General features: G+C 69.7%; 23 protein-coding genes. 8 read left to right on the top strand and 15 right to left on the bottom strand.

Annotation, left to right across the window (positions count from 1 at the left end):
* Window positions 1–111: 111 nt before the first annotated feature.
* The 15 genes from G3I60_RS40075 to G3I60_RS40005 all read right to left on the bottom strand — a co-directional run bounded on the left by G3I60_RS40075 (window position 112) and on the right by G3I60_RS40005 (window position 11,887).
* Window positions 112–1,179, bottom strand: coding sequence for a GDSL-type esterase/lipase family protein (locus tag G3I60_RS40075; RefSeq protein WP_164608424.1), 1,068 nt, complete (start codon window positions 1,177–1,179; stop codon window positions 112–114).
* A gap of 423 nt (window positions 1,180–1,602) precedes the next feature.
* A complete protein-coding gene (locus G3I60_RS40070) occupies window positions 1,603–2,478 on the bottom strand; it encodes a DUF317 domain-containing protein (protein WP_164608423.1) in 876 nt (291 codons plus the stop codon).
* Window positions 2,475–3,704 (bottom strand): ATP-grasp domain-containing protein, encoded by a 1,230-nt coding sequence (locus G3I60_RS40065; RefSeq protein WP_164608422.1) that lies wholly within the window; start codon window positions 3,702–3,704, stop codon window positions 2,475–2,477. Before G3I60_RS40065 ends, G3I60_RS40070 begins: the two co-directional genes overlap by 4 nt.
* Window positions 3,705–3,749: 45 nt before the next feature.
* Window positions 3,750–4,052: a hypothetical protein gene (locus G3I60_RS40060; RefSeq protein WP_164608421.1), complete on the bottom strand. Its 303-nt coding sequence runs from the start codon at window positions 4,050–4,052 to the stop codon at window positions 3,750–3,752.
* 34 nt (window positions 4,053–4,086) lie between these two features.
* A complete protein-coding gene (locus G3I60_RS40055; protein ID WP_164608420.1) occupies window positions 4,087–5,319 on the bottom strand; it encodes an MFS transporter in 1,233 nt (410 codons plus the stop codon).
* Window positions 5,316–5,822, bottom strand: a complete 507-nt coding sequence (locus tag G3I60_RS40050; RefSeq protein ID WP_164608419.1) for a regulator — start codon at window positions 5,820–5,822, stop codon at window positions 5,316–5,318. The genes G3I60_RS40055 and G3I60_RS40050 overlap by 4 nt, the downstream gene beginning before the upstream one ends.
* A complete protein-coding gene (locus tag G3I60_RS40045; RefSeq protein WP_164608418.1) occupies window positions 5,819–6,670 on the bottom strand; it encodes a helix-turn-helix domain-containing protein in 852 nt (283 codons plus the stop codon). The genes G3I60_RS40050 and G3I60_RS40045 overlap by 4 nt, the downstream gene beginning before the upstream one ends.
* 43 nt (window positions 6,671–6,713) lie before the next feature.
* Window positions 6,714–7,124: a hypothetical protein gene (locus tag G3I60_RS40040; RefSeq protein WP_164608417.1), complete on the bottom strand. Its 411-nt coding sequence runs from the start codon at window positions 7,122–7,124 to the stop codon at window positions 6,714–6,716.
* Between the two features lie 10 nt (window positions 7,125–7,134).
* Window positions 7,135–7,584, bottom strand: coding sequence for a hypothetical protein (locus G3I60_RS40035; protein WP_164608416.1), 450 nt, complete (start codon window positions 7,582–7,584; stop codon window positions 7,135–7,137).
* Window positions 7,581–8,066, bottom strand: a complete 486-nt coding sequence (locus tag G3I60_RS40030) for a hypothetical protein (RefSeq protein ID WP_164608415.1) — start codon at window positions 8,064–8,066, stop codon at window positions 7,581–7,583. The genes G3I60_RS40035 and G3I60_RS40030 overlap by 4 nt, the downstream gene beginning before the upstream one ends.
* Before the next feature lie 336 nt (window positions 8,067–8,402).
* Window positions 8,403–9,134 (bottom strand): hypothetical protein, encoded by a 732-nt coding sequence (locus G3I60_RS40025; RefSeq protein WP_164608414.1) that lies wholly within the window; start codon window positions 9,132–9,134, stop codon window positions 8,403–8,405.
* A 12-nt stretch (window positions 9,135–9,146) separates the two neighbouring features.
* Complete coding sequence (locus G3I60_RS40020; protein ID WP_164608413.1) at window positions 9,147–9,848, bottom strand: hypothetical protein; 702 nt, start codon at window positions 9,846–9,848, stop codon at window positions 9,147–9,149.
* Between the two features lie 19 nt (window positions 9,849–9,867).
* The gene (locus G3I60_RS40015) at window positions 9,868–10,353 is read right to left on the bottom strand and encodes a hypothetical protein (protein ID WP_164608412.1); all 486 of its coding nucleotides are present in this window, start codon (window positions 10,351–10,353) and stop codon (window positions 9,868–9,870) included.
* Window positions 10,350–10,895, bottom strand: coding sequence for a DUF4913 domain-containing protein (locus tag G3I60_RS40010; RefSeq protein ID WP_164608438.1), 546 nt, complete (start codon window positions 10,893–10,895; stop codon window positions 10,350–10,352). Before G3I60_RS40010 ends, G3I60_RS40015 begins: the two co-directional genes overlap by 4 nt.
* Window positions 10,896–11,131: 236 nt before the next feature.
* Window positions 11,132–11,887 carry a site-specific DNA-methyltransferase gene (locus tag G3I60_RS40005; protein WP_164608411.1) on the bottom strand — a complete coding sequence of 252 codons (756 nt, stop codon included), beginning with the start codon at window positions 11,885–11,887 and terminating at the stop codon, window positions 11,132–11,134.
* Window positions 11,888–12,398: 511 nt separating this feature from the next.
* On the opposite strand from G3I60_RS40005, the gene G3I60_RS40000 reads away from it, so the two are divergent.
* The 8 genes from G3I60_RS40000 to G3I60_RS39965 all read left to right on the top strand — a co-directional run bounded on the left by G3I60_RS40000 (window position 12,399) and on the right by G3I60_RS39965 (window position 20,201).
* Window positions 12,399–13,523 (top strand): C40 family peptidase, encoded by a 1,125-nt coding sequence (locus G3I60_RS40000; protein ID WP_164608410.1) that lies wholly within the window; start codon window positions 12,399–12,401, stop codon window positions 13,521–13,523.
* Window positions 13,524–13,665: 142 nt separating this feature from the next.
* A complete protein-coding gene (locus tag G3I60_RS39995; protein WP_164608409.1) occupies window positions 13,666–13,980 on the top strand; it encodes a DUF6112 family protein in 315 nt (104 codons plus the stop codon).
* Window positions 13,980–14,672 (top strand): hypothetical protein, encoded by a 693-nt coding sequence (locus G3I60_RS39990; RefSeq protein ID WP_164608408.1) that lies wholly within the window; start codon window positions 13,980–13,982, stop codon window positions 14,670–14,672. Before G3I60_RS39995 ends, G3I60_RS39990 begins: the two co-directional genes overlap by 1 nt.
* Before the next feature lie 32 nt (window positions 14,673–14,704).
* Window positions 14,705–16,009 carry an ATP-binding protein gene (locus G3I60_RS39985; protein WP_164608407.1) on the top strand — a complete coding sequence of 435 codons (1,305 nt, stop codon included), beginning with the start codon at window positions 14,705–14,707 and terminating at the stop codon, window positions 16,007–16,009.
* Window positions 16,010–16,092: 83 nt separating this feature from the next.
* On the top strand, window positions 16,093–17,565 hold the full coding sequence (locus G3I60_RS39980; RefSeq protein ID WP_164608406.1) for an SCO6880 family protein: 1,473 nt from the start codon (window positions 16,093–16,095) through the stop codon (window positions 17,563–17,565).
* Window positions 17,566–17,603: 38 nt separating this feature from the next.
* A complete protein-coding gene (locus G3I60_RS39975; RefSeq protein ID WP_164608405.1) occupies window positions 17,604–18,212 on the top strand; it encodes a hypothetical protein in 609 nt (202 codons plus the stop codon).
* A complete protein-coding gene (locus G3I60_RS39970) occupies window positions 18,209–18,673 on the top strand; it encodes a DUF6238 family protein (protein WP_164608404.1) in 465 nt (154 codons plus the stop codon). The genes G3I60_RS39975 and G3I60_RS39970 overlap by 4 nt, the downstream gene beginning before the upstream one ends.
* A 22-nt stretch (window positions 18,674–18,695) precedes the next feature.
* Complete coding sequence (locus G3I60_RS39965; RefSeq protein WP_164608403.1) at window positions 18,696–20,201, top strand: VirB4 family type IV secretion system protein; 1,506 nt, start codon at window positions 18,696–18,698, stop codon at window positions 20,199–20,201.
* The last annotated feature ends 127 nt before the right edge of the window (window positions 20,202–20,328 follow it).

Below are 20,328 nucleotides of genomic sequence, written 5' to 3'. Positions count from 1 at the left end.
TCCTGCCTCGGCGGCCCGCCAGAAGCCGTGAGATCTTCTCTGCGGATGTGTGGAGGGCCGGGCCCGCACGGTGCGGGCCCGGCCCTCTGGGTGGGTCACGATGTGGGTCGGCTACACGAGGCCAGCGGCACGCAGGGCATTGGTGACCTGGGCGGTCTGGTTGTCGGCTCCACGCTTGTTGGGGTGGAAGGTGGTGAGGGTCTCGTTGCCGCGGAAGATGCCGCCGCCGTTGGCGAGGAGGCCCTGCATCCATGCCGTCCAGCCGGGGGAGAACGGCGGCATGAGCGCGCCGGCCGGGAAGCGGGCGGGCTTGTAGCCGTCCAGGGTGTCGTCGAACTGGTAGCCGGCGTAGAGGCCGTACATCCACTTGTCGTTGCCCTCGCGGCAGACGTGGTGGTCCCGGCTGGACTCTGCGATGTCGACGAAGGCGTGGCCCTCCGATGCGGCGGCTTCGCGCACGATGCTGTCCACGAGGGCGAACTGCTCCTGGATAAAGGGCATGTCGCCCTTCTTGATCGTGATGTTCTCGTCCAGCCCGTTGTCGCAGGTGCGCTGCTCGTCGGGGGTGCTGGGGAACAGGGTGGGGTATCCGACGAAGAAGAACGACGCGCGAGGGGCCCGCTCCCTGAGTACCGGCATCAGCTTCGCGAAACCGCTGCGCAGATCGGCCTCCTTCTGCGCGAGGTCTTCGCGGCCCTCCTCGGTGTCGCGGTAGTAGTCCGTGCCGGGACTCCCCAGCGAGCTCGCGCCCAGCGCGGCACACTTGGCGACGATCTGTCCGATGTTGAACTGGTTGCCGCCGATGCCGACGGTCACCAGGGCGGTCCGCTCGCTGAGCGCGTCGACCTGCGGCGGCTTCGATGTCGGGATGAACTGAGGGCTGCCGTTCTCGTCGACGGGCACGTACGGCGGCCCGCCGAAAACCGTCTGCTGGACAAGAAGGCCGCCGAGGCCCAGGCCGCGCCCGTCGATGTCCGCGCCACCGCTGGTGGCGTCGATGAACTCGTACTCGGCCAGAACCCCCCGGGACAGCTGCTGGGGGTAGCTGTCCTTGGACCGGCCGGTGTAGTCGCCATCAGGCCCGCCGAGTCCGCCGCCGACAGACTCGCGGACGAGGTTGACGTCGCCGCCGATGAACTGGCCTGCACTGTACGAGTCGCCAAGCGCGACGTACTGCATGAGAACCGCCCTTTCAGCCTGGACACTCCCGGTGAGCATGAGGCTACTTACAGTCACAATTCGCTGCAAGTTGGGATCCGATCACGCCCTGATCACAAAAACGGCCACAGCCGAGAACCCCCGACCTCCGCCGCAGTCGCGCACCAGAGCAACCAGGTTCCGCTGGAGCCCCAGCACACCGTCACGACCTTGCTGACCCCCGCACTCAACAGCGACGTTTGCCACCCTCAGGCGCCACGCTGGAACCACAAAGCCTCCGCTCTACGCCGACTCGCTTGAATCGAGCAGCCGCCACCGCAGCGCCTCCCAAAGTGGTGAACATCTGCTGCTCGTACTCGTGAACAAAGCCAGGGAGGCACAGCTCGGCAAAGAACTCGGGGGCCTGCAGCGACAAGAAGGGTCTCCGGTCGGGGTCTGTTGGTGCTATCGGCGTGGGCCGGGTAGTGCCGGTCGGCTGGTGGTGCTCCAGCGCGGGACGCTGGGAGCGGGCAGCGCGGCTGGACGCCGGGATGCGGCGGCCCGCTGGACGTCGAGGGGCGTGGGGGCCGGTGGCCCGGGCGGGAGGATGGGGGTGAGCTGGGCCATGCCCTTGATGTAGCTGTAGGTGTCCTCTCGCCACCGGGGCAGCGGGGCCGGGTCGGATACGCACTGGGTGACGGCGGCGAGCAGGGCGACGGGGGTACCGGTGCTGGCGGTCGCGTACCAGGCAGGGCGCTCGATGGACTTGCGGGCCCACAGCTGCCAGCGGGCGTCGCGCGTAGTCAGTTCGGCTTCCGGATCGAGGTGGATGAGGCTCGTGAACTCCATTCCGGCGAGCCCGTCCGGCGACTGGACCGTGAAGACGCCCCAGCGGGGCCGATCGATAGCCCATCCCTGCCTGAGGAGAGGGGCGACGACCAGGAAGGGGTCGTGCTCGTCGGCCCCGGAGACCGGCCGGGCGAGGTAGGCGTCCGGTCCCTGTTCGTACGCGGTGGCGAGGGCGGTGGTGCAGGCTTGGACGAATTCGGTGGGGGTGCGGTCGTTGAAGCAGACGCCCCAGGTCGGCGCCGCGAACGGGTCTTTGTAGGCGTTGATGCGCCACAGGCCGTCGTCTTCGCCTTCGGGGAGGTAGCCGAGGCGGACCCGACGGTCAGGGGCATTGATGTAGGCGTTGCCGAGGTCGTCGTGCTGGAGGTCCCAGCCCAGTGCGAGCAGGGGTTGGAGGGCGGGGTCACCGATCCCGGTGGTGCCCGCGAGGTAGCGCGGGGAGACGTAGACGTCCCCGTCGATGTCGTAGCCCGGGTCGGCTTCGGGGCTCATCGGGCCGCCTTCGTGGTCAGGGTGATCTCGCCGGCGGCCGTATCGAGGCGCTCGTCGACCTGGGCGGTGTCGCGGCCGGTGACGATGTAGAAGCCGGCCCTGGCGGTGAACAGGTCACCCTCCGGCGGCAGGAGAACCGGGTCGCCGATCTGGCGGATCCACTGCACCTGCCGCAGCCATGGGGTGTGGGCGGCGTACGGCTGGTTGATCTGCCGCTGGGTGAGGGTGCCGGAGGCCGCCGGGTAGAGCATGCGGATGCCCGCGGCCCCGCGCCGCGTCGGGGTGAGGTCCGGGACGCGACCGCAGGCAACGTCTGCGGCGGCCTTGGGCAGGTCGATGCCGGTGGCGAGGTGGACGAGGTGGCCAATCAGGTCGCCGCCGATCCTGGCGTTCACCTCGATCAGGCGCGGCTGGCCGTCGACCAGGCGCATCTCGACGTGCTGCACGCCGTCGGTGATACCCAGGGCTTTGATCGCAGCGGCGGCGACCGGGCCGACGTGGGCGAGGAGGGAGTCGCGGGCATCGACGGTGTGTCCGGTCTCGTCGAAATACGGGGCGGGGCCCAGGCTCTTGCGGGTGACCGCAACGGCGGTCGTCTCGCCGTCGTGGGTGACACATTCGACGGAGACCTCCGGCCCGTCGAGGTACTCCTCGACCAAGACAGCGGTGTCCTCGCGGCTCTTGCTCGCTCCGGCCGCGGCGAACTCAAACGCCCTGGGCAGTTCTTCGGGCCGGTCGATACGGATCACGCCGATGCTCCCGGCGAGCGCGGTGGGCTTCAGGACGGCGGGATAGCCAACGATCATCGTCGCCATGCCCGCCTCCAACAGGGAGCGGGTCTTCATGGAAGCGGCCGATGGCACCCCGTGGCGTGCGAACAGGGTCCGGGCGGTGGCCTTGTTGCGGCAGCCGCGCATCACCTCGACCGAGTTCGCGGGCAGATCGAGCGCACGGGCGAGACGGGCAGCGGGGACAAGGTGCCACTCATCCCAGGTAACGACGCCGGCGAAGTCATGGCGTGCTGCCAGGCCCCGGCCGGCGGCGTGCAGGGCGGTGGAGTCCTGAAGGTCGGTCACAGCGTGGTCGACGATGAACGGCTTCTCCCACGACGGCTCAGTGCCGGTCAGCAGGACGACGTCGTAGGTAGCAGCAACCTGCTCAAGGCAGTAGCCGCGATACGTCTCATCGCCCGGAGAGACAACAAGGACAAGGGGGCGAGCGGACAAGAAGAGTGCTCCGAATCGGTGGAGGACAAGGCGAGGATGGTGTTGTCAGTCGGCGCGGCGGCGGCGCAGCTCGAACGCGGTGGCCCACTGAGGGTGCGCTGCGATCAGTTGCCGGGCGTAGAGGGCGGTGAAGTTGTTGTTCAGCCCGGCGACGCCGTGCGGGAGTTGTCGGCGCAGGTCCTCGAAAAGGTCTTTGAGACCGACGCGGGTGGCGCCGGTGGCGAGCTGGCGAGCGGTCATGCGCTCCAGCGCGTAGTAGACGTGCGGGTGCCGAGCATGGAATGCGTGGAACTGCTCGGTGATGGTGCGACCGCGTACACGATGTGGTGCAAGGCAGGTAGCGGGCATGGGGAAGTTCTCCACAGGTTGGGGAAGACCCTGGTCAGGTGCGCAGAGCGGGGTCGGTGCGCAGTCGGGTGAAGGCGAGGAAGAGACCGAGGGCCTGGAGGACGGCGCAGGCGGTGATGATGTGGCCGAGCGCGTCGGGCGGGGTGAGCGCGGTCAGCACGCCGGCGAGGGGGAAGGGCAGCAGGAGGATGAGGATGGTCGCCGACAGGGTGCTGCCGAACTGACCAGGGGGAATCAGGCGAGAGCGCAAGGTCCGCAGGATTACCGTCATGCCACCTTCCGCAGCCAGGAGGACCGAGACCAACACCAGGTAGGAGAGGTAATCGGGGGCCTGGCCTGCAGCGAGGCAGGCGAGCGAGGCGAGGGCGGCGCAGGTTGCGCCGACCGGCCACAGGCCCAGGCGGTCAATCACGAACCGGCAGAGTGTGACGCTCAGGAGGGTGGCCGCTGCGGCGGCGGACCAGACCAGGCCGACGGCGGTGGTGGACTGCCCGAAGTGGTTGACGACGATCACGGGGCCGGCCGCCTGCAGGAGTCCGGTGGCCAAGTTGGACAGCGTCAGACCGGCCACCAGCCAGCCGAGCGTGGGCAGGGAGCGGATGGTTCGCCATCCGGTGAGCAGACCCGTGTTGTTGCTCTTCGGTGCGCGGGCCGGGGCGATGGGCGAGGGAGGAGTGCGCAGCGCGAGAAGCGCGGCGAGCAGCGATAGAACGGTGATCACGGCGAGCGTCTGCGGCGGGCCGGTGAGTAGGAGTAGCGCTGCCAGTGCGGGGCCGGCCAGGTTTGCGGTCTGGTCGATCCCGAGCAGGGCCGCTTGTACGCGGTGGGCGCGTGCTCCGGCCCGGCGGCTGGCGGTGGCGCCTGCGGTCTCGGCCGCGATGTAACTGAACTCGGTGAGCGCGCCGGTAGTGGCCGCGAGCGCCATCACTGTCGCACTCGCCACGGTGCCGGCCGGGTGGAGGACGAGGAGGAGAGCGCCGGCGGCCAGGACCAGCGCACGGCTGAGGGAGGCGAGGAAGAAGACGACCGATGCCCCGCGCCGGTCGACGATCGCGCCGGCGCAACCGAACGCCGCCAACCGGGGTACCCACTCCAGGGCGAACGCCAGACCCGTCATCGCTGCGGAGCGCGTGGTGGCCAGGACCAGGAGCGGGATGCCGTAGGTGGACATGGCGGAGGCGAGGGCCTCTACCGTGCGCGGCAGGTAGATGCCGCGCAGCAGGCCCGCGGTGTGGCGGGCGTGCCGCGGGATGACGCCGTCGCTCACGCGGCAGGCTCGAACTCGACGTGCGTGGCGGCCTGCGCCTCGAAGTGCAGCCGCTGATACAGCATGGCGCGCACGCGGTCCAGGTTCTCGTCGGCCCGCTGATCCGCCGCCGGACGGTGGGATCCATCGGCGGTGACGGCCAACACGCTCTGTCCCATGAGTTGGAAGGTCTGCCGGACGCGCGTGGTGAAGTCGCAGATGGGGTGCGGGTAGCTGTTGTGCCGCGCCCATCGGGCGGTCGCGTCGTAGAGATCAGCCAGTTCCGCTCCGGACGGGGTCAGTTCCAGTCCGACGCCGGGACCGATCCTGCACAGGCCCATGGTGCGGGCCATCTCGGTGGCTCGGCGGAGTTGGTGCGGGGAGAGGTCGGGGAGGGTGCCGGCCAGCCGTCGCGGTGGAATCGGGCCGTGGTCGTCGATTTCGGTGATCAGGCGGATCAGAGCCGGCGAGGACATCTGGGCAAAGGCATTGCGCAGTTCGGCAACGGTGAAGGGGGCAGTCATCGGCGCGGGCCTCCCGCCGGGAGAGCCGCCGTCGGGCGGGCCGCTGCGGCGTGGGAGAACAGATCGCGGTTCTGCCAGGTCGGCTGCGAGGTCTCACTGCCCCGGATCGGTGGCCGTGATATCGGCGGGGCCGGAAGCCGAGATGGGTTGCTGATCCACTTCGACGCTGCGGGTTCGGCCTGCGGGCGTCCCCAGAGCGGGTGTCGGGCAGCTTGCGTGAGGGGCTGGCCGGCGGCCCACGCGGACAGGGCGCCGAAGACGGGCCCCAGGCCGTCGCCCGACACCGACAATCGGTAGGGCTGCCCGGTACCGCCGGTGTTGACCAGGCCGTCGGTCACAAGCTGCCGCAGCGGCGGGTAGATGTTGGTCCAGTCGCTGCTGGGCATGATGATCCTGGCCAGCGCCCGGCCGCTGACCTCTTCGTTGGACTTCAGCACCCACAAGATTGCGGCAGCATGGCGGCGGGTGAGCAGGGTGAGACTGTCCTCGATCTGCTCGATTGCAGGCAGCGGGTGGTCCGCCGTTTCCAGATACTCCTCGGCCCAGGTGACGATCATCGGCAGGACATGCAGCAGCGCTGCGCCGCGCTTGGTTTGGCCGTAGGTGACGTGCCGCGAGGTGTGTTCGGTGCGCTGGACGAGGCCGGCGTCGCACAGCGTCTTGAGCTTCGGATGGAGCTGGCCGTCCTGCAGCCAGGACACTTTGCCCGCGATCTCGCTGTAGCGCAGCGCCTTGCCGGAGATGGCCAGCAGGATCCGCACGTTCCAGCGCGGAGTGATCATGGCGAGTGCCTCGGTGACCCGGGCGATGTCAGCGTCGGTGTCGGTGGGCAGACCGGTAAGGGCCAAGGGAGGAACTCCAAGATCGGTAGCAGGGGGGTGGCAGCAACGGTCAGCGGTTGCGGGCAGTACTCGCGGCCGGAACGGGCGCGGTGACCGAGGACGGTGTGGCGGTTAGTGACGGTGCAGGCGCGGCGACGCGGGCCAGGCTCTGGAGGACAGCGGAGACTGTTCTGGCCTGGACCTCGCGGACTGCGACGGCCTCGGCGAGCCGACGGGCGCAGTCCAGAACGTGGGAGACCTCGTGTCCGCCCATCTGCCGCTCGGGGTGGACGAGTTGGGCGAGGCGGTCGCGGTGGAGGGTTATGCTGCGCTCGGCGAGGGCGAGGTCGTCGTGCATGGCGAGCAGGGCGGAGAGCATGCCGGGTGGCTGGGCCTGGGCGTGGGCTTCGAGATCAGCCAGCGGAGCGGCGTACAGGTCCTCGATCCGTCCTGCTATCTCGGAGGACGGGGAGTGGGGCAATTGGTGGCTTTCACGATCGGCGGGCCGGGGTCGCCCCGGCACGTTGCGGTGCCGGGGCGGCGATGGCCGTGGGCAGGGTGGTGGCGACCGGCGTAGTTGTCAGGCGGGCGGGGAGGGGTTGCTGGCCGGGCGGTGGCAAGGTGTGCAGCAGGTCGCCGAGCGCGGCGCGGTAGCCGTCGCGGGCGTCGAGCGCCGCCTGCAGCCACTGCGCGTCGAAGCGCAGGTCATCGGCCGACAACTCGCCCATGTCGCGGTCGGGTCCCATCGCCTCGTGCACACGGTCGCGTACCCGGGCGACCTGTTCCTCGGTCACTGCGAGGAACGACCGCAGCTCCAGGGCGCGGGTCATCGCCAGGGGCGCATCGGCGCCGACCGCCGCCGCGTACAGCTCGGTGACCGGCGCGCCGAAGACATCGCCCAGATATCCGTCGGCGCTGCTGGGCTTGAGCCTGTCGCTCATCGCTGCGCTGCCTTCCCCGTTCGTGTCGCCGGTGCCGGTGCGGTGGCGGGTCGGAGCGCAGCGTTGGTCTGCACGGCCGGACCTGTTCGGTCGGCGCGGTTGAGGCGGGCGAGTCGTTGGGCGGTGGGGTCCTTCTTGCCGGGGGCGTCCGGGTCGAGGAGCCATCGCACGACCAGGGCGCGCCCGTCGCGGGCGGTGACTGCTGCGTTGACGCGGTGCGCGAGGCCCATCGTCGGGTCGTCGACCTCGCTGGGCTGCGTTTCCAGAGCGGTGAGGAGGTCGTCCTCCGCGCGGTCGAGCACTGTCTGGGCGCCGACGAGAAGGCCGTGCCATCTGACGACCTCGGTGGCATCCGGGCTGGCAGTCGGCTGGATGGCGACCGCGGCCTTCAACTGCTCGATGTCCATGTCGAAGTGGGCTTCGATCTGCTCGGTGAGTACGGCCACGACATCCTGCGTGCTGTCGAATATGTATTCGGACAAGGGGAACTCCTTTCCTGCGGGCGCAGGCGCCCGGGTTTTCAGAGGTAGGGAATTGATGGGCGAGCGGGCAACTCGTTACTTCATGACCACTCGGCTGGGGGCATGCTCGTCTGACGAGGCGTATGCGGGCGTCGACTCAGCGAGTACTGCGTGCATCGCGGCGGAAAGAGGAGTTCGGGTTGGGCGCATGCGGAAGAAACCTCCGTGCGGGCATGGGGATTGCGTCGAATCGCACCGGAGTTGTTGTCCGGCGTCTGAATAAGAGTCCGGAGAATCGCCGGTTTGGCCAACCGGCGATCGTCGGCTATGTTGCGCGGCGCCTACCGGCTTTGATGCTCAACGCGAGCGGCCGGACGGACGCGCAGCGGGGCCTTTTGGTACGGCCGCCGGACGCGTGGATGAGACTTCCGGGCGGATGGGCGGGAGCGGACCGGCGGTGCCGGCGATCCGCTCGTTGCACCATCGGAGGGCTGCCTCGACGGTGGCGAAGCCGCCCTCGCGCAAGGTGTGGGTCCACGATGCGCTGTCGACTTCCTCGACCACGACGCGGAACGGTGAGGGGGTCCGTTCATCCATCGCGCGCAGGGCCACGACGGTGACCCAGTCGTTCGGGTCGTCGCTGGTGTAGGAGTGCCCGTACGCGAAGTGGTCTCCGTCCCCCATGAGTCGCCGCTCCAAGGACCGTGTCGCCTCGTCTGCCGGAGCGGGGCCCAGGTCGGGGTTGAGGTCGATGGCGTTGGGAGGGCAACCGCGGTGAATGAGCCAGGATTGCGCCATCGACGCCAGTGGCAGGGTTTTGGCTTCGAACCTGAACGTCTGCGCCGTCACATCGCGTTGCAGATGCAGTGCAACGATCTGTGGGTCCCCGGGATGGCCCCAGGTGGCCGCGCCGTCGTGCAGGACGTAGAAACTGTCCGCTCCGGAAGGGCTGTGGTGTTCGGCCAGGGGAAGCAAGTCGTCCTGGCAGACCCCGATCGTGATCCAGAACGCGCTTTCGATCTGTGGGTCTGCGGCCTCGAAGCCGTCGAGATGAAGGTCGAGTTCGGGTATGGGCAAAGGTCTCCTCATAGGTGGCCGGATTCAGCGGCGGAGCCGGATGGGGGCGGCGGGCCAAGCGTCGGCCTTCGGTGCGGGTGGTACGGCTGCCGGTCGGTGTTCGCGGCTCCTGGCCAGTGCGGCACGACCTGTATCGGTCAGAGTGACCGGCTGCCCGGCCTCGGCTGTGTGGCTGGTGTCGCGGGAGACCAGTCCGGCGGCTTCGAGCTGCTGCAGGTGGGTGTACAGAACCCTGGTGCCGGTGGACGTGGGCACCGACATCCGCCCCGTGAGCAGGTGGGCGTGCACCTTGGCGCCGGCCGCGATGGACAGCAACGCTGCCTGGTCGGCAGCCGAAATCAGTTCGCCCCCGGCCGCCGGTGCTGTGGGGCCGGCGGCCTCGATCGGCTCCAGAGCTGCGATCACCCGCTGGGCTGCGGTGTCGCGTGTGTCGGCGGCTTCCTCCAGTTGGTCCACGGTGCGGTCGATGCGCTCGAACAGTGGGCCATCGACGGGGAACTCGCCGCTGGTCAGGCGGTGGAGGAGGGTGCGGTAGAAGGTCACGCCGGTTTCCGCTTGGGCCAGCTCGCGGTGCCGGTCGACCAGGCGGGTGTGCGGCTCGTCGAGGACCTCGCGGTCGCGGTAGGTCCACAGGGTGTCGACGTCATGGCCGGTGACAGCCTCGATGCGGTGGTCGAGCGAGGAGACCGCACGCCGGGCTGTTGCCGGCGCGGGATCAGGAGGCATAGGCGGGGGCTCCAAGAGATTAGTGGGGGTGATGGTGCGAGGGGTTCTGCGCGGCGCGGGGCAGGCCCGGCATCGGGGAGGGCGGCGGCCCTGGCTTGGATACGGGGCCGCTGGTCGTGAGTTGCGGGGGGCGGGAGCGTGCAGCGTGGGTGCGGGCGCTGAGCGGCCGGCGGGTCATCCCCAGGCGGCGGCCGACCTCGTCGTAGACGTCGTTGTCGGCACGCGGCCGGACCGCGACGACGTGGATCTCGCGCCGATGCACGGAATTCTCGGGGGCCGGGCGCACGCCGTAGACGACGCGCCAGTCCTTGCGGGAGTCCACGAACAGCTTGCGATAGCCCTCCAAATCCCCGTCGAGTCGCAGTCCGAAGCGCTGGGCGTTCACCAGCTCCTGCAGGTAGGACAAGGTGAGATCGCGAATATCACCCGGAGCTTGGAGGAGATCGGTCAGGGCGCGGGGATCGAAGCTCAGGCCGAAGGCTGGCTGCGGCTGCCCGCCGTTCATGACGTCGGCTCGACCCGCTCAGCAGGTCCCGCCACCTTGGCCGTTGGCTTCTCCACACGGACTGACGGCCGGGGTCCGGGCAGAAGCCGGTGCGCGGGACGCTCCGGGGAGGTCATGCAGGCCGACAGCGGGCCGCCCGGCGCGCGGATCGCGGCGATGGCGTGGGTGAGGAAGTCCCGGTGCCACACGAACAGGCCGCTCAGCCCGGCTTCGGGATCCTTGTGCTGCTGGTAGGCCAGCCACAGGGCGTGCAGCCAAGCGACAACGTCGTCGTGCTCCTGCCACTGCAGGCACCAAGGCGCCGCCGTGGTGACCTCCGCCCCGTAGACCGCGAGGAGGAAGTCGTCGACCCAGTCGCTGAGCGCGTCCAGTTCGTCCTCACGCTCCTCCCCGTCCAGCTCCAATATCGGGCGCGGCTCCGGCGGCATCGCCGGAGCCGGCGCCCCGAACCCCGGCATGCCGAATGCCGCGAACGGCGACGCGGGGGCGGGAGCGGAGGCGAGATGGTCGAGCTGCTGGGCCTGCTGCGTCGACTGCTCCATCAGCCGCCGGACGCTCGCCTCGATCCCCTCCAGCTGAGGGTCCGGAATACGAAGCGGCTCCAACTCACCGATGGGGGGCGGTTCCATGGGTTCGGGCATCAAAAGTGTGGCCTCCTACGAGACGCAGAGAACAAGGGAGAGCGGCCCAGGTGGCGCGCTGTTGATGAACCACAGCAGGGCGCCACCTGAGCTGCGAGCGGTGCCGGTTGCCGGCACGGGCGGGGCGGGGTGTGGCGTCAGACCGCGAGGACCATGTCGTCCCGGGTGAGGGTTTCGCGGATCGTCTCGGTAAGCCGGTCGGCCGCGATGGCCGCGTACTGCTTGGTCTTCTCCACGCCGATGAAGTCGCGGCCCTCCAGCAGGGCGGCGACGCCGGTGGAGCCGGAGCCGGCGCAGAAGTCGAGTACCGTGCCGCGTTCGGGGCTGATCTTGACCAGCTCGCGCATCACCTCGACGGGCTTTTGCGTGATGTGCCGGCGCTTGGCCCCCGACGGCTGCGAGGCCGAGTACATGCCGGGCAGGTAGACGGGGTTGTGGGAGCCGTCCATCGCGCCCTTGGACGCCCACACGATGAACTCGCAGTTCTGCGTGAACCGGCCCTTCTGCGGGCGGGCCTGCGGCTTGTGCCAGGCCAGCACCCCGCGCCACAGCCAGCCAGCCGCCTGGATCGCGTCCGTCGTAACGGGCAGCTGACGCCAGTCGGTGAACAGCAGGGCCGTGCCGCCGGTCTTGGTGAGCCGCTGAGCCTCGGTCATGACCTGCGTCAGCCAGAACCCGTAGCTGCGCTGGTCCATGTTCTCGCCGGTGAAGTCCGGCAGGGCGTGCTGGGCATCAGCGGAGGTGTACTTCTGCGTCGCCGAGCGCGTCGTGCGCTCCTTCGCGGTCCGGCCGCCGGAGTTGTACGGCGGGTCGGTGATGACGGAGTCGACGCAGTTATCCGGCAGGCCGGCCAAGACACTGAGAGCGTCGCCGTGGTGCAGGGAAAAAGGCAAAGAGGAACCCCGATTCGGGTAGGGAGGTGCAGAGGGAACTGCCCGTCTCGCAGACGAGTCCCCGCAGGCCCGAAAGGGGCATAAGAATGCCCGGGCCGCAGAACGGGGAGGGAGAGGGGAGTCCAAAAACTATAGGGCCGAATTTGCCGCTGACCAAGAAGTCCCTTGATGAGGTGTCGGATTCCGACCCTTCACACCAATTTTTTGGTCAACGGCCGATTCGGCCCTACTGTTTTTGAACCAGCCGGTGCACAACACCGCCGGCCATTCCCACACCACAGCTTGCGGAGGATTCCCCTGCCCCGGCACACCTAAAGCATCGCCCGGCCACGCGAAGCGAGCGGCAACTCGCCCGCACCGGCCCGTCTCAATTGCCCACCTCGGCCGCCGCACCCTTCCACCACGCCAGCGCGTACGCGGCACGCCGGACACCGCACCCGAAGGACACGCCCATGACATCGCGCCACCCGCCGATACCCGAGCTGGTTAACACCCCAGTGGTTCGATCCGGTTGAAGGGGATCGCCGCCGGCATCGGCGTCGTTATCCTCTCGCCCCTCCTTATCGCTGGAACGGCCATGATGCTGGCCTCCTCCAGTGATGCCGTCCAAAGCGCCGGCTCCCGCAGTGACTGCCTGAACGATGTCGACATCGATGCCGTCAGCAAGCAGGTCACGGCCATCCTCGACGGCGCCTCCGGCACGGACGTCCACATCGAGGGCCTCACGCTGCCCAAGGAACAGATCCCCAACGCCCAGACGATCGTGGCCACCGGGATCAGCCTGCACGTGCCGGTGCGCGGGCAGATCGTCGCCATCGCCACCGCGATGCAGGAGTCGAGGCTGCGCAACCTGAACTCCGGGGACCGCGACTCGCTGGGCCTGTTCCAGCAGCGGCCCTCGCAGGGTTGGGGCACCGCCCAGCAGATCCGCGATCCGGTCTACGCCTCCGAGCAGTTCTACCAACACCTGCTCAAAGTCAAGGGCTGGCAGCAACTGACCGTCACGCAGGCCGCCCAGGCCGTGCAGGCATCGGGCTACCCCGACGCGTACGCGCAATGGGAAAGCCTGGCCACCGCACTGCAGACCGCTGTCGCCAAGACCTTCCCGAACGCCGGCAACGGCACGCAGCCGGACAAGAGCAAGGACCCCGAGGCCGCCACCACCGGCTGCCCGCCTCCCGCGGACGGCTCCGGTTTCGGCCGTATCCCCGAAGGCAGCGTCCCGAAGGGCTACAAGATCCTGCTGGACGCCGACCCGAAGGCGCGCAAGGCCATCGAGTGGGCCATGTTTCAGCTCGGGACGCTGTACCAGTGGGGCGGCAGTTGCACCGACTCGCACGGACCTGACCCGATGGGCCGCTGCGACTGCAGCTCACTGATGCAGCAGGCATACGCCCGCACCGGCATCCACCTCCCCCGTACCACGTATGACCAGGTCAACGAGGGCAAAGCGGTCGCACCCAGCCAGCTGCGACCCGGCGACCTGATCTTCGCCCGCGGCACCGCAGCCCGCCCCGAACATGTCGGCATGTTCCTAGGCGCGGGCCTGGTCATCGAGGCGCCGCGCACCACCAAGCCCGTCCGGATCACCCCGATCAAGGACTGGGCGATCCTCGCCGTCCGCCGCGTCGTCTGACGCCGCCCACCGCCCGGACACCGCGCCGGACGGGTCTTCGCGACGGCCATTTCCCGCGCCCCGAGCGCACCTCGCCCTCCCTTTCTCCCCCTTTCCGCCGGCCCTCGCCTGGCCTGCGTACGCAAGGAGCTCCACCACCCCTATGCCCTTCCCCCTCGCTGACCGCGTCACCTACCTCGCCTACGACCCCGGCATCACGCCCGCGGAGGGCGGGCTGCCGGGCCTGTCCGTGCTGAAGAACGTCGTCAACAGCATCAACCTGTTCGGCATCGTCGCTGTCGTCGGCGCGCTCGCCGTCTCCCTCGCCGTATGGGCCTGGGGCCACCACAGCGGCGGTCACCAGGCCGAAGCCAACGGCAAGAAGGGGGCCGTCGTCGCCGCCGGCGCGGCCCTCGGCCTCGGCGCCGCCAACGGCATCGTGGCGTTCTTCAGTGTGCTGGGATCGCAGGTCCACTGATGCAGAAACGCTTCCTCTCCTTCGTCCTGCCGGCCCGTGGAGTCGGCTGGTCGGCGAACCGGCGTGTAGCAGTCGTTGCGGTTGTCCTCACTGGCTTGCTTGCGGTTGGCGCCACCGCCGCCTGGTTCTCCGGGCGGGGCGGCCAGTCCGACCGTGCCGGCATGCCCACGCCTTCGCTCACCGGCAGCGCTTCGCCGTCCCAGTCCGTGCCCAAGCTGGCCGGCGGGACGGGTTCGGTTCCCCCGCCGCCGCCGGTCTCCGAGCCGGTCGCCTACGCCAAGGCCGCCGCCGCGATGCTGTGGTCCTACGACACTCGCGACACCAGCCGTGACCAGCAGCTCGCTGGCATGAACACCTGGATGAGCAAGGAAACCCAGTACGCGGACTGGCAGTCGATCGCCGCCCAGGTTCCCGATCCGGTGCTGTGGTCGCGGATGGCCGACAACGACCAGCACGCCACCTTCACCGTCGCCGAAGCGCACTACCCCTCGGCGTTCAAGCAGGCCCTCGCCGATGATCCGACCGCGATCACCGAGGCGTACATCTACGTCGTCACCGTCAACGGCAAGCAGCAGATCGCCTGGAAGAGCGGCGGCTCGGGAGCTGAGGACCGGGCCGTGTCCCTCGCCGTTCAGTGCCGGCCCTCGCACGACTGCTCCCTGGTCGCCATCGCTCCCCGCGTCGCACCGTGACCTGCTCCGACTAAGAATGGAGGGACCCTTCCGTGGGCTTCTGTGACCTTCCCGTCGTGGGCAAGGTGTGTGCTGTCGGCGACGCGGTGGACTTCGCGACCGACCCGGGCAAGGCGATCGGCAACTGGCTGGCCACGTCCGCCGGTGAACTCGCCGCCACATCAGCGGATCTGGCCGCCACCGCCGTCAACACCACCACCAAGGTCGATTTGAACGCGCCCTGGTTCCGCGACAACTACCAGATGCTGCTGCCGCTGGGCCTGGTCCTGCTCGTCGCCACCTTCTGCGCCCAGCTCATACGCGCCGCCCTCAGACGGGACGGCCAAGCCCTGACCCAGGCATTCACCGGCACCGCCTCCGGTGTCATCTTCGCGTTCGCTGCCATCGCACTGACCACCGTCGCCATCGAAGTGGTCGACGCACTGAGCGACGGCCTGTTCCGAGCCTCGCACCTGACGATCGAGACGGCCGTGCGCCGCATCGTCAAGGTCTCCGAAATCGGTGCCATCATCCCCATGGGCTGGCTCATCGCGACGTTCGCCGGCCTGGGTGCCGCACTGGGCGCGGTCCTGTACTGGTGCGTGATGATGGTCCGCAAGGTCGGCATCCTCGTCATGGTCACGTTGGCGATCTTCGCCAGCGCCGGCGGCGGCTGGGAAGCGACCCGCCGGTGGCGTCGCGGCTGGATCGAAGCCACCGCCACCCTCGTGGTCTCCAAACTTTTGATGACCGTGATCTTCGTACTCGGCATCGCCGCCATGGGTAACACCGAGTCCAAGGACGGGATCGGCGCGCTCGCCGACGTCATGTCCGGCATCGTGATCATGATTATGGTGCTGCTGTGCCCGTACGCGGTCTTCAAATTCGTGCACTGGGCAGCCGACGGCACCGACGGGGAGTCCATCCACCGCGCCGGCGGTGCCGGAGCCCAAATCGCCAGGCAGCACGCCGAGAAGGCCGCCCGCAAGGCAGCCGCAGCAGCCACCGCCGGAGCCGGCGGCGGAGCGGCAGCCGGAGCCGAAGCCGCCCCGCAAGGCCCCGACGCCACAGGCGACTTCCCCGGCGACATCGCCCCCAACCCGACCGGCACAGACAACGACAGTGCCCCACCCGGCCTGGAGCAGACTGTCCAGCCCCCGCCGATGAACCCCTCCGACAACACCAACGGCCAGCCGCGCAGCACGGAACCGAACGGCCCCGGACCGAACGCCGCACCGCCCAGTCAGGGAAATGGGTGGCAGTCCGTCCCGCCGATCACGACCCCGCCCCAGGGTGCACCGCCGGCCCCCATGACCAGCCCGGCGCCCGGACTGCCGATGCCCCCGGCTGGCCTGTGATCCCCTGCCCGCTGCCCGGGGGCGGGGGGGTGCTCCGCACCTCCCGCCCCCGGGCCCCACCCGCGACCCCAGGATCCGCCCCTGTGAATGATCTTTCCGTCGCCCCGGTCACGGTGAAGTTCCCGCACCGCTCCCGCCGCGGCATCCTCCTCGGCCTGTCCCTGCCGCAACTCGTGCTCGTGTCCAGTGCATTGGCTTTGCTCCTGATGACGGTGGTCTCCACCGGCCTGCTCGGCGCCGTCGCCCTGACCCCGCTGTGGGCTGCGGCGGGTGCGCTCGTGATGATCCGCCGGCATGGGCGGTCACTGATCGACTGGGCGCCGATCGTCGCCCGCTACGCGCACCGCCGACGCACCGGCCAGACCCTGTGGCTCGCCCGGCCCGTCACCCGCCCCCGCCAGGACGGCATCCTGCACCTGCCCGGCACCGCCGCCTCCCTCAAAGTCGTCACACCCGGCGACTCCGCCAACGGCGCAGCGGCCGTGTACGACCCGCACCAGCAGACGCTGACCGCCATCGCCCGCGTCACCTCCCGCGCCTTCGCCCTGCTCGACCCCACCTCCCAGAACCACAACGTCACCAGCTGGGGACGCGCGCTCGCCGGCATCGCCCGCACCGGGCACATCGCCACCGTGCAGGTCCTGGAGCGCACCGTCCCCGACAGCGGCGACACCCTGACCCGGCACTGGGCCCACAACGGCCGGCCGCAGACCCCGGTCGCCGGGCGGATCTACTCCGAACTGGTCGCCTCGGCCGGGCCGGCCGCGGCCCCGCACGAGACCTACCTCGCCATCTCCCTCGACCTCAAAGCCGCTAAGCGCCTGATCTCGCAGGCCGGCGGAGGACTGCCGGGATCGTTCACCGTCATGGGGCAGACCACCGCCTCCATCGCCCAGGCGGCACGCAACGCCGGGCTGATGGTGACGGGCTGGCTGAGCCCCCGGGAGATCGCCGCCGTCATCCGCACCGCCTACGACCCCAAAGCGCTCGCCGCGCTCCAGCAGTGGTCCCCGGCCGGCCGCGCCGAGGCCGATCCGGCAGCAGCCGGGCCCGTCGTCCAGGTCGAGGAGTACGACCGGCTCGTCACCGACTCCGCCCGCCACGCCACCTACTGGGTGGAGAACTGGCCCCGCACCGAGATGGGGGCAGGCTTCCTGCACGGCATCATGTTCACGGCCGGAGTACGGCGCACCCTGTCCCTGATCTACGCGCCGCAAGGACTTGAGTCCGCGCTGCGCGACGTCCAGCGCAAGAAGGCCGCGATCATCGCCGACGCGAACGAGAGATCCCGCAAGGGCCAGGTCGACAGCGAAGAAGACTCCGTCGAGTACGCCGACGTCAAAACACGAGAGCGCCAGCTGATCGCCGGGCACGCGGACGTGGCCCTGACCGGCCTGGTCACCGTCACCGCCGAGACCAACGCTCTCCTGGACGCCGCCTGCGCGCAGATCGAAACCCACGCCGTCACCTCGGGAGTGGACCTGCGACGGCTCAACTACCAGCAGCCCGAAGCCTTCACCCTCGCCGCACTGCCCCTCGCCCGGACCGCCCTATGACCGGGGCGCGTCCCACTGCCGACCCCGCACCACACCTGATGGACGAGATCCTCGCCGTGCTCGCCCCCTTGCAGGCCCTGCGCCACCGTCACCAAGAGCAGCTGGACCTCCATCGCACCGCGGACGGGGACGTGATCGAGGAGCAGCGCACCGCGTACGAAGAGGTCCGCGAGACAACCGCCATGGAGGCCAGCGACACCCTCGGCGTGGTGATCAAGCGCCTTGAACTGCTGGCTGCCATCCCCACCTGCCGGGCCTTCACCCTGGCCTTCACCGGCCCCGGCCATGAGGACGGCGAACGCCCCTGGCTGTTCGTCGTCCACGCCACCGACCTTCACGACGCGCAGCGCACTCTCCGCGAACTGCCGTCATTCCAGCAATGGTTGGAAGACGCCGCCAGCCCCTCGCTCAATGCCCCAGCGCTGCTGACTGAGGAGAGCCACCCCGGAACCGGCGCCCCCGGCTCGTACAACGACCTGCGCCACGAGCAGGCCAGCCTCCCGGCCCAGCGGGCCCCCACCCAGCCCGCCGCCGCAGGCACCGCGCCGTTCGCGCCGACCAGCCGTCCCACCCGCCGCCCTGCGATTACCGCAGCACGATCCCCACGGCCATCCCTGCCTTACGGCAGGAAGGAACACCACCTTTGACCTTTCGCACATCTCCGGACGACGCGCATCCCTACCTCCGGGCCGCGAGTGCCGGAGTCCGCCATCACACCCGCGCCCTGGCACACACCGCCGCCACCCCTGCAACGTCGGTGGACCGCGTGCACCTGGACGTGCTCCACGCCCACCTCACCGCCCTGCACCACCTCCTCGACCAGCTCGCCGGGACCACCCGGCCACGGCACCCCGCCGCGGGCCGCCACCTCACCACCGCCCACACCCGCCTCTGGCAGGCCACCGCTGAGATCCATTCGGCCTTCCACCTACTGCCCAACCTCTCGACCGCCCAGGGCGCCGGGGCCAGCGAGTGCCGTCCGGACCGGTTGCCCGAGGGGCCGCCCGTCCTGACCATCTGCCAACGTCACCTCGCCGCCGGGCACAGCATCCGCCGCAAGACCACCCCCACCGATCTCCGCCCCCACACCACGGCCTGCGTCCGATGAGCCGCCGAAGAGAGGGCTCCCGATGAGTCACCGGCCCGCCCGCCGCGCCTCCGCGTCCGCCCTGTTCACCCCGCACGGAGGTGACCGGGCCGCCCGCAAAGCAGCCCGCCGCCAGCTGGCCGAGGCCACCGCCAAGGCCCGCGCCGAAGCCGCCGCCCAACCGGCCAGCGGCACACCCGCCGGGCACCAGTTGCCCACCGGCCTCTACCCTCCGGGCGGTCGCCCCGGGCCAGCCTCGGCCCGCAGGAACAGACTGAAGCTGCCCGCCCACCGCATGACCACCGCCGTGGCGGCCGGCGCCTACCCCTTCCTCGCCGAAGGCGGACTCGGCGCCGAAGGCATCTACATCGGACGCGATGTCCACGCCGAAGCCAGCTTCGTGTTCGACCCGTTCGCCCTGTACGGCAAGATCGAAGGGTTCACCAATCCCAACATCCTGCTCGCCGGTGTGATCGGCCAGGGCAAGTCAGCGCTCGCGAAGTCCTTCGCGCTGCGCTCGGTCGCCTTCGGCTACCGCGTCTACGTGCCGTGCGACCCCAAGGGCGAATGGAGCCCGGTAGCAAAAGCCCTGGGCGGTATGTCGGTGGCCCTGGGCCCGGGACTTCCCGGCCGGCTCAACCCCCTGGACGCGGCCCCGCGCCCCCAGAGCATCGCCGAGGCCGACTGGGCCGGGGAGATCCGCAAGCGACGCCTGCTCCTGTTGGGCTCCCTCGCCCGCACCGTCCTGGGCCGGGACCTGATGCCCATGGAGCACACCGCCCTGGACATCGCCCTCGACGCCGTCGTCACCCACGCTGCCGACACCGGCCGCACCCCCCTCCTCGGGGACGTCGCCGTCACCCTCAACGACCCCGCCGTGCTCGACGAGGCCGCCGGGATGATGTCGGGACAACTCGGCGACGCAGCCCGTGACCTGGCCCACGCCATGCGCCGCCTGATCCACGGCGACCTGGCCGGGATGTTCGACGCCCCCTCCACCGTCACCTTCGACCCCCGAGCGCCGATGCTCACCATCGACCTGTCACACCTGGGCGGATCCGGCGACGACACCGCCCTCGTCCTGGCCATGACCTGCGCCTCCGCCTGGATGGAATCCGCCCTCACCGACCCCAACGGCGGCCGACGCTGGATCGTCTACGACGAAGCCTGGCGCCTGATGCGCCACGCCGGCCTCCTGCAACGCATGCAGGCCCAGTGGAAACTCAGCCGCGGCCTGGGCATCGCCAACCTCATGGTCATCCACCGGCTGTCCGACCTGCTCACCGCAGGCGACGCCGGGTCCCGCGGACGAGCACTGGCCGAGGGCCTCCTCGCCGACTGCTCCACCCGGATCATCTACCGCCAGGAAACCGACCAACTGCAGGCCGCCGCCTCGCTGCTCGGCCTGACCTCCGTCGAGATGGACGCCATCTCACACCTCAACCGCGGCCGTGGGCTCTGGAAAGTCGCCGGACGATCCTTCATCGTCCAACACCTCCTCCACCAGCACGAACTGTCCCTATTCGACACAGATGCCCGCATGCACTGAAAGGTCCGGGAGTTCGCGCCATCTGCGCCCCTGATTCCCATGAACCCACGGAAGGAGTCCCGTTGAACAGGCTATCCCGTCCCGGGGTTGCTGGAACTCTCGACACGGTTCTCGGCCAGGTCGGCGT

The organism is Streptomyces sp. SID13666 (assembly GCF_010548325.1).
GTDB classification, from domain to species: Bacteria; Actinomycetota; Actinomycetes; order Streptomycetales; family Streptomycetaceae; genus Actinacidiphila; species Actinacidiphila fildesensis.
This window is presented reverse-complemented; position numbering and strand designations above follow the sequence as displayed.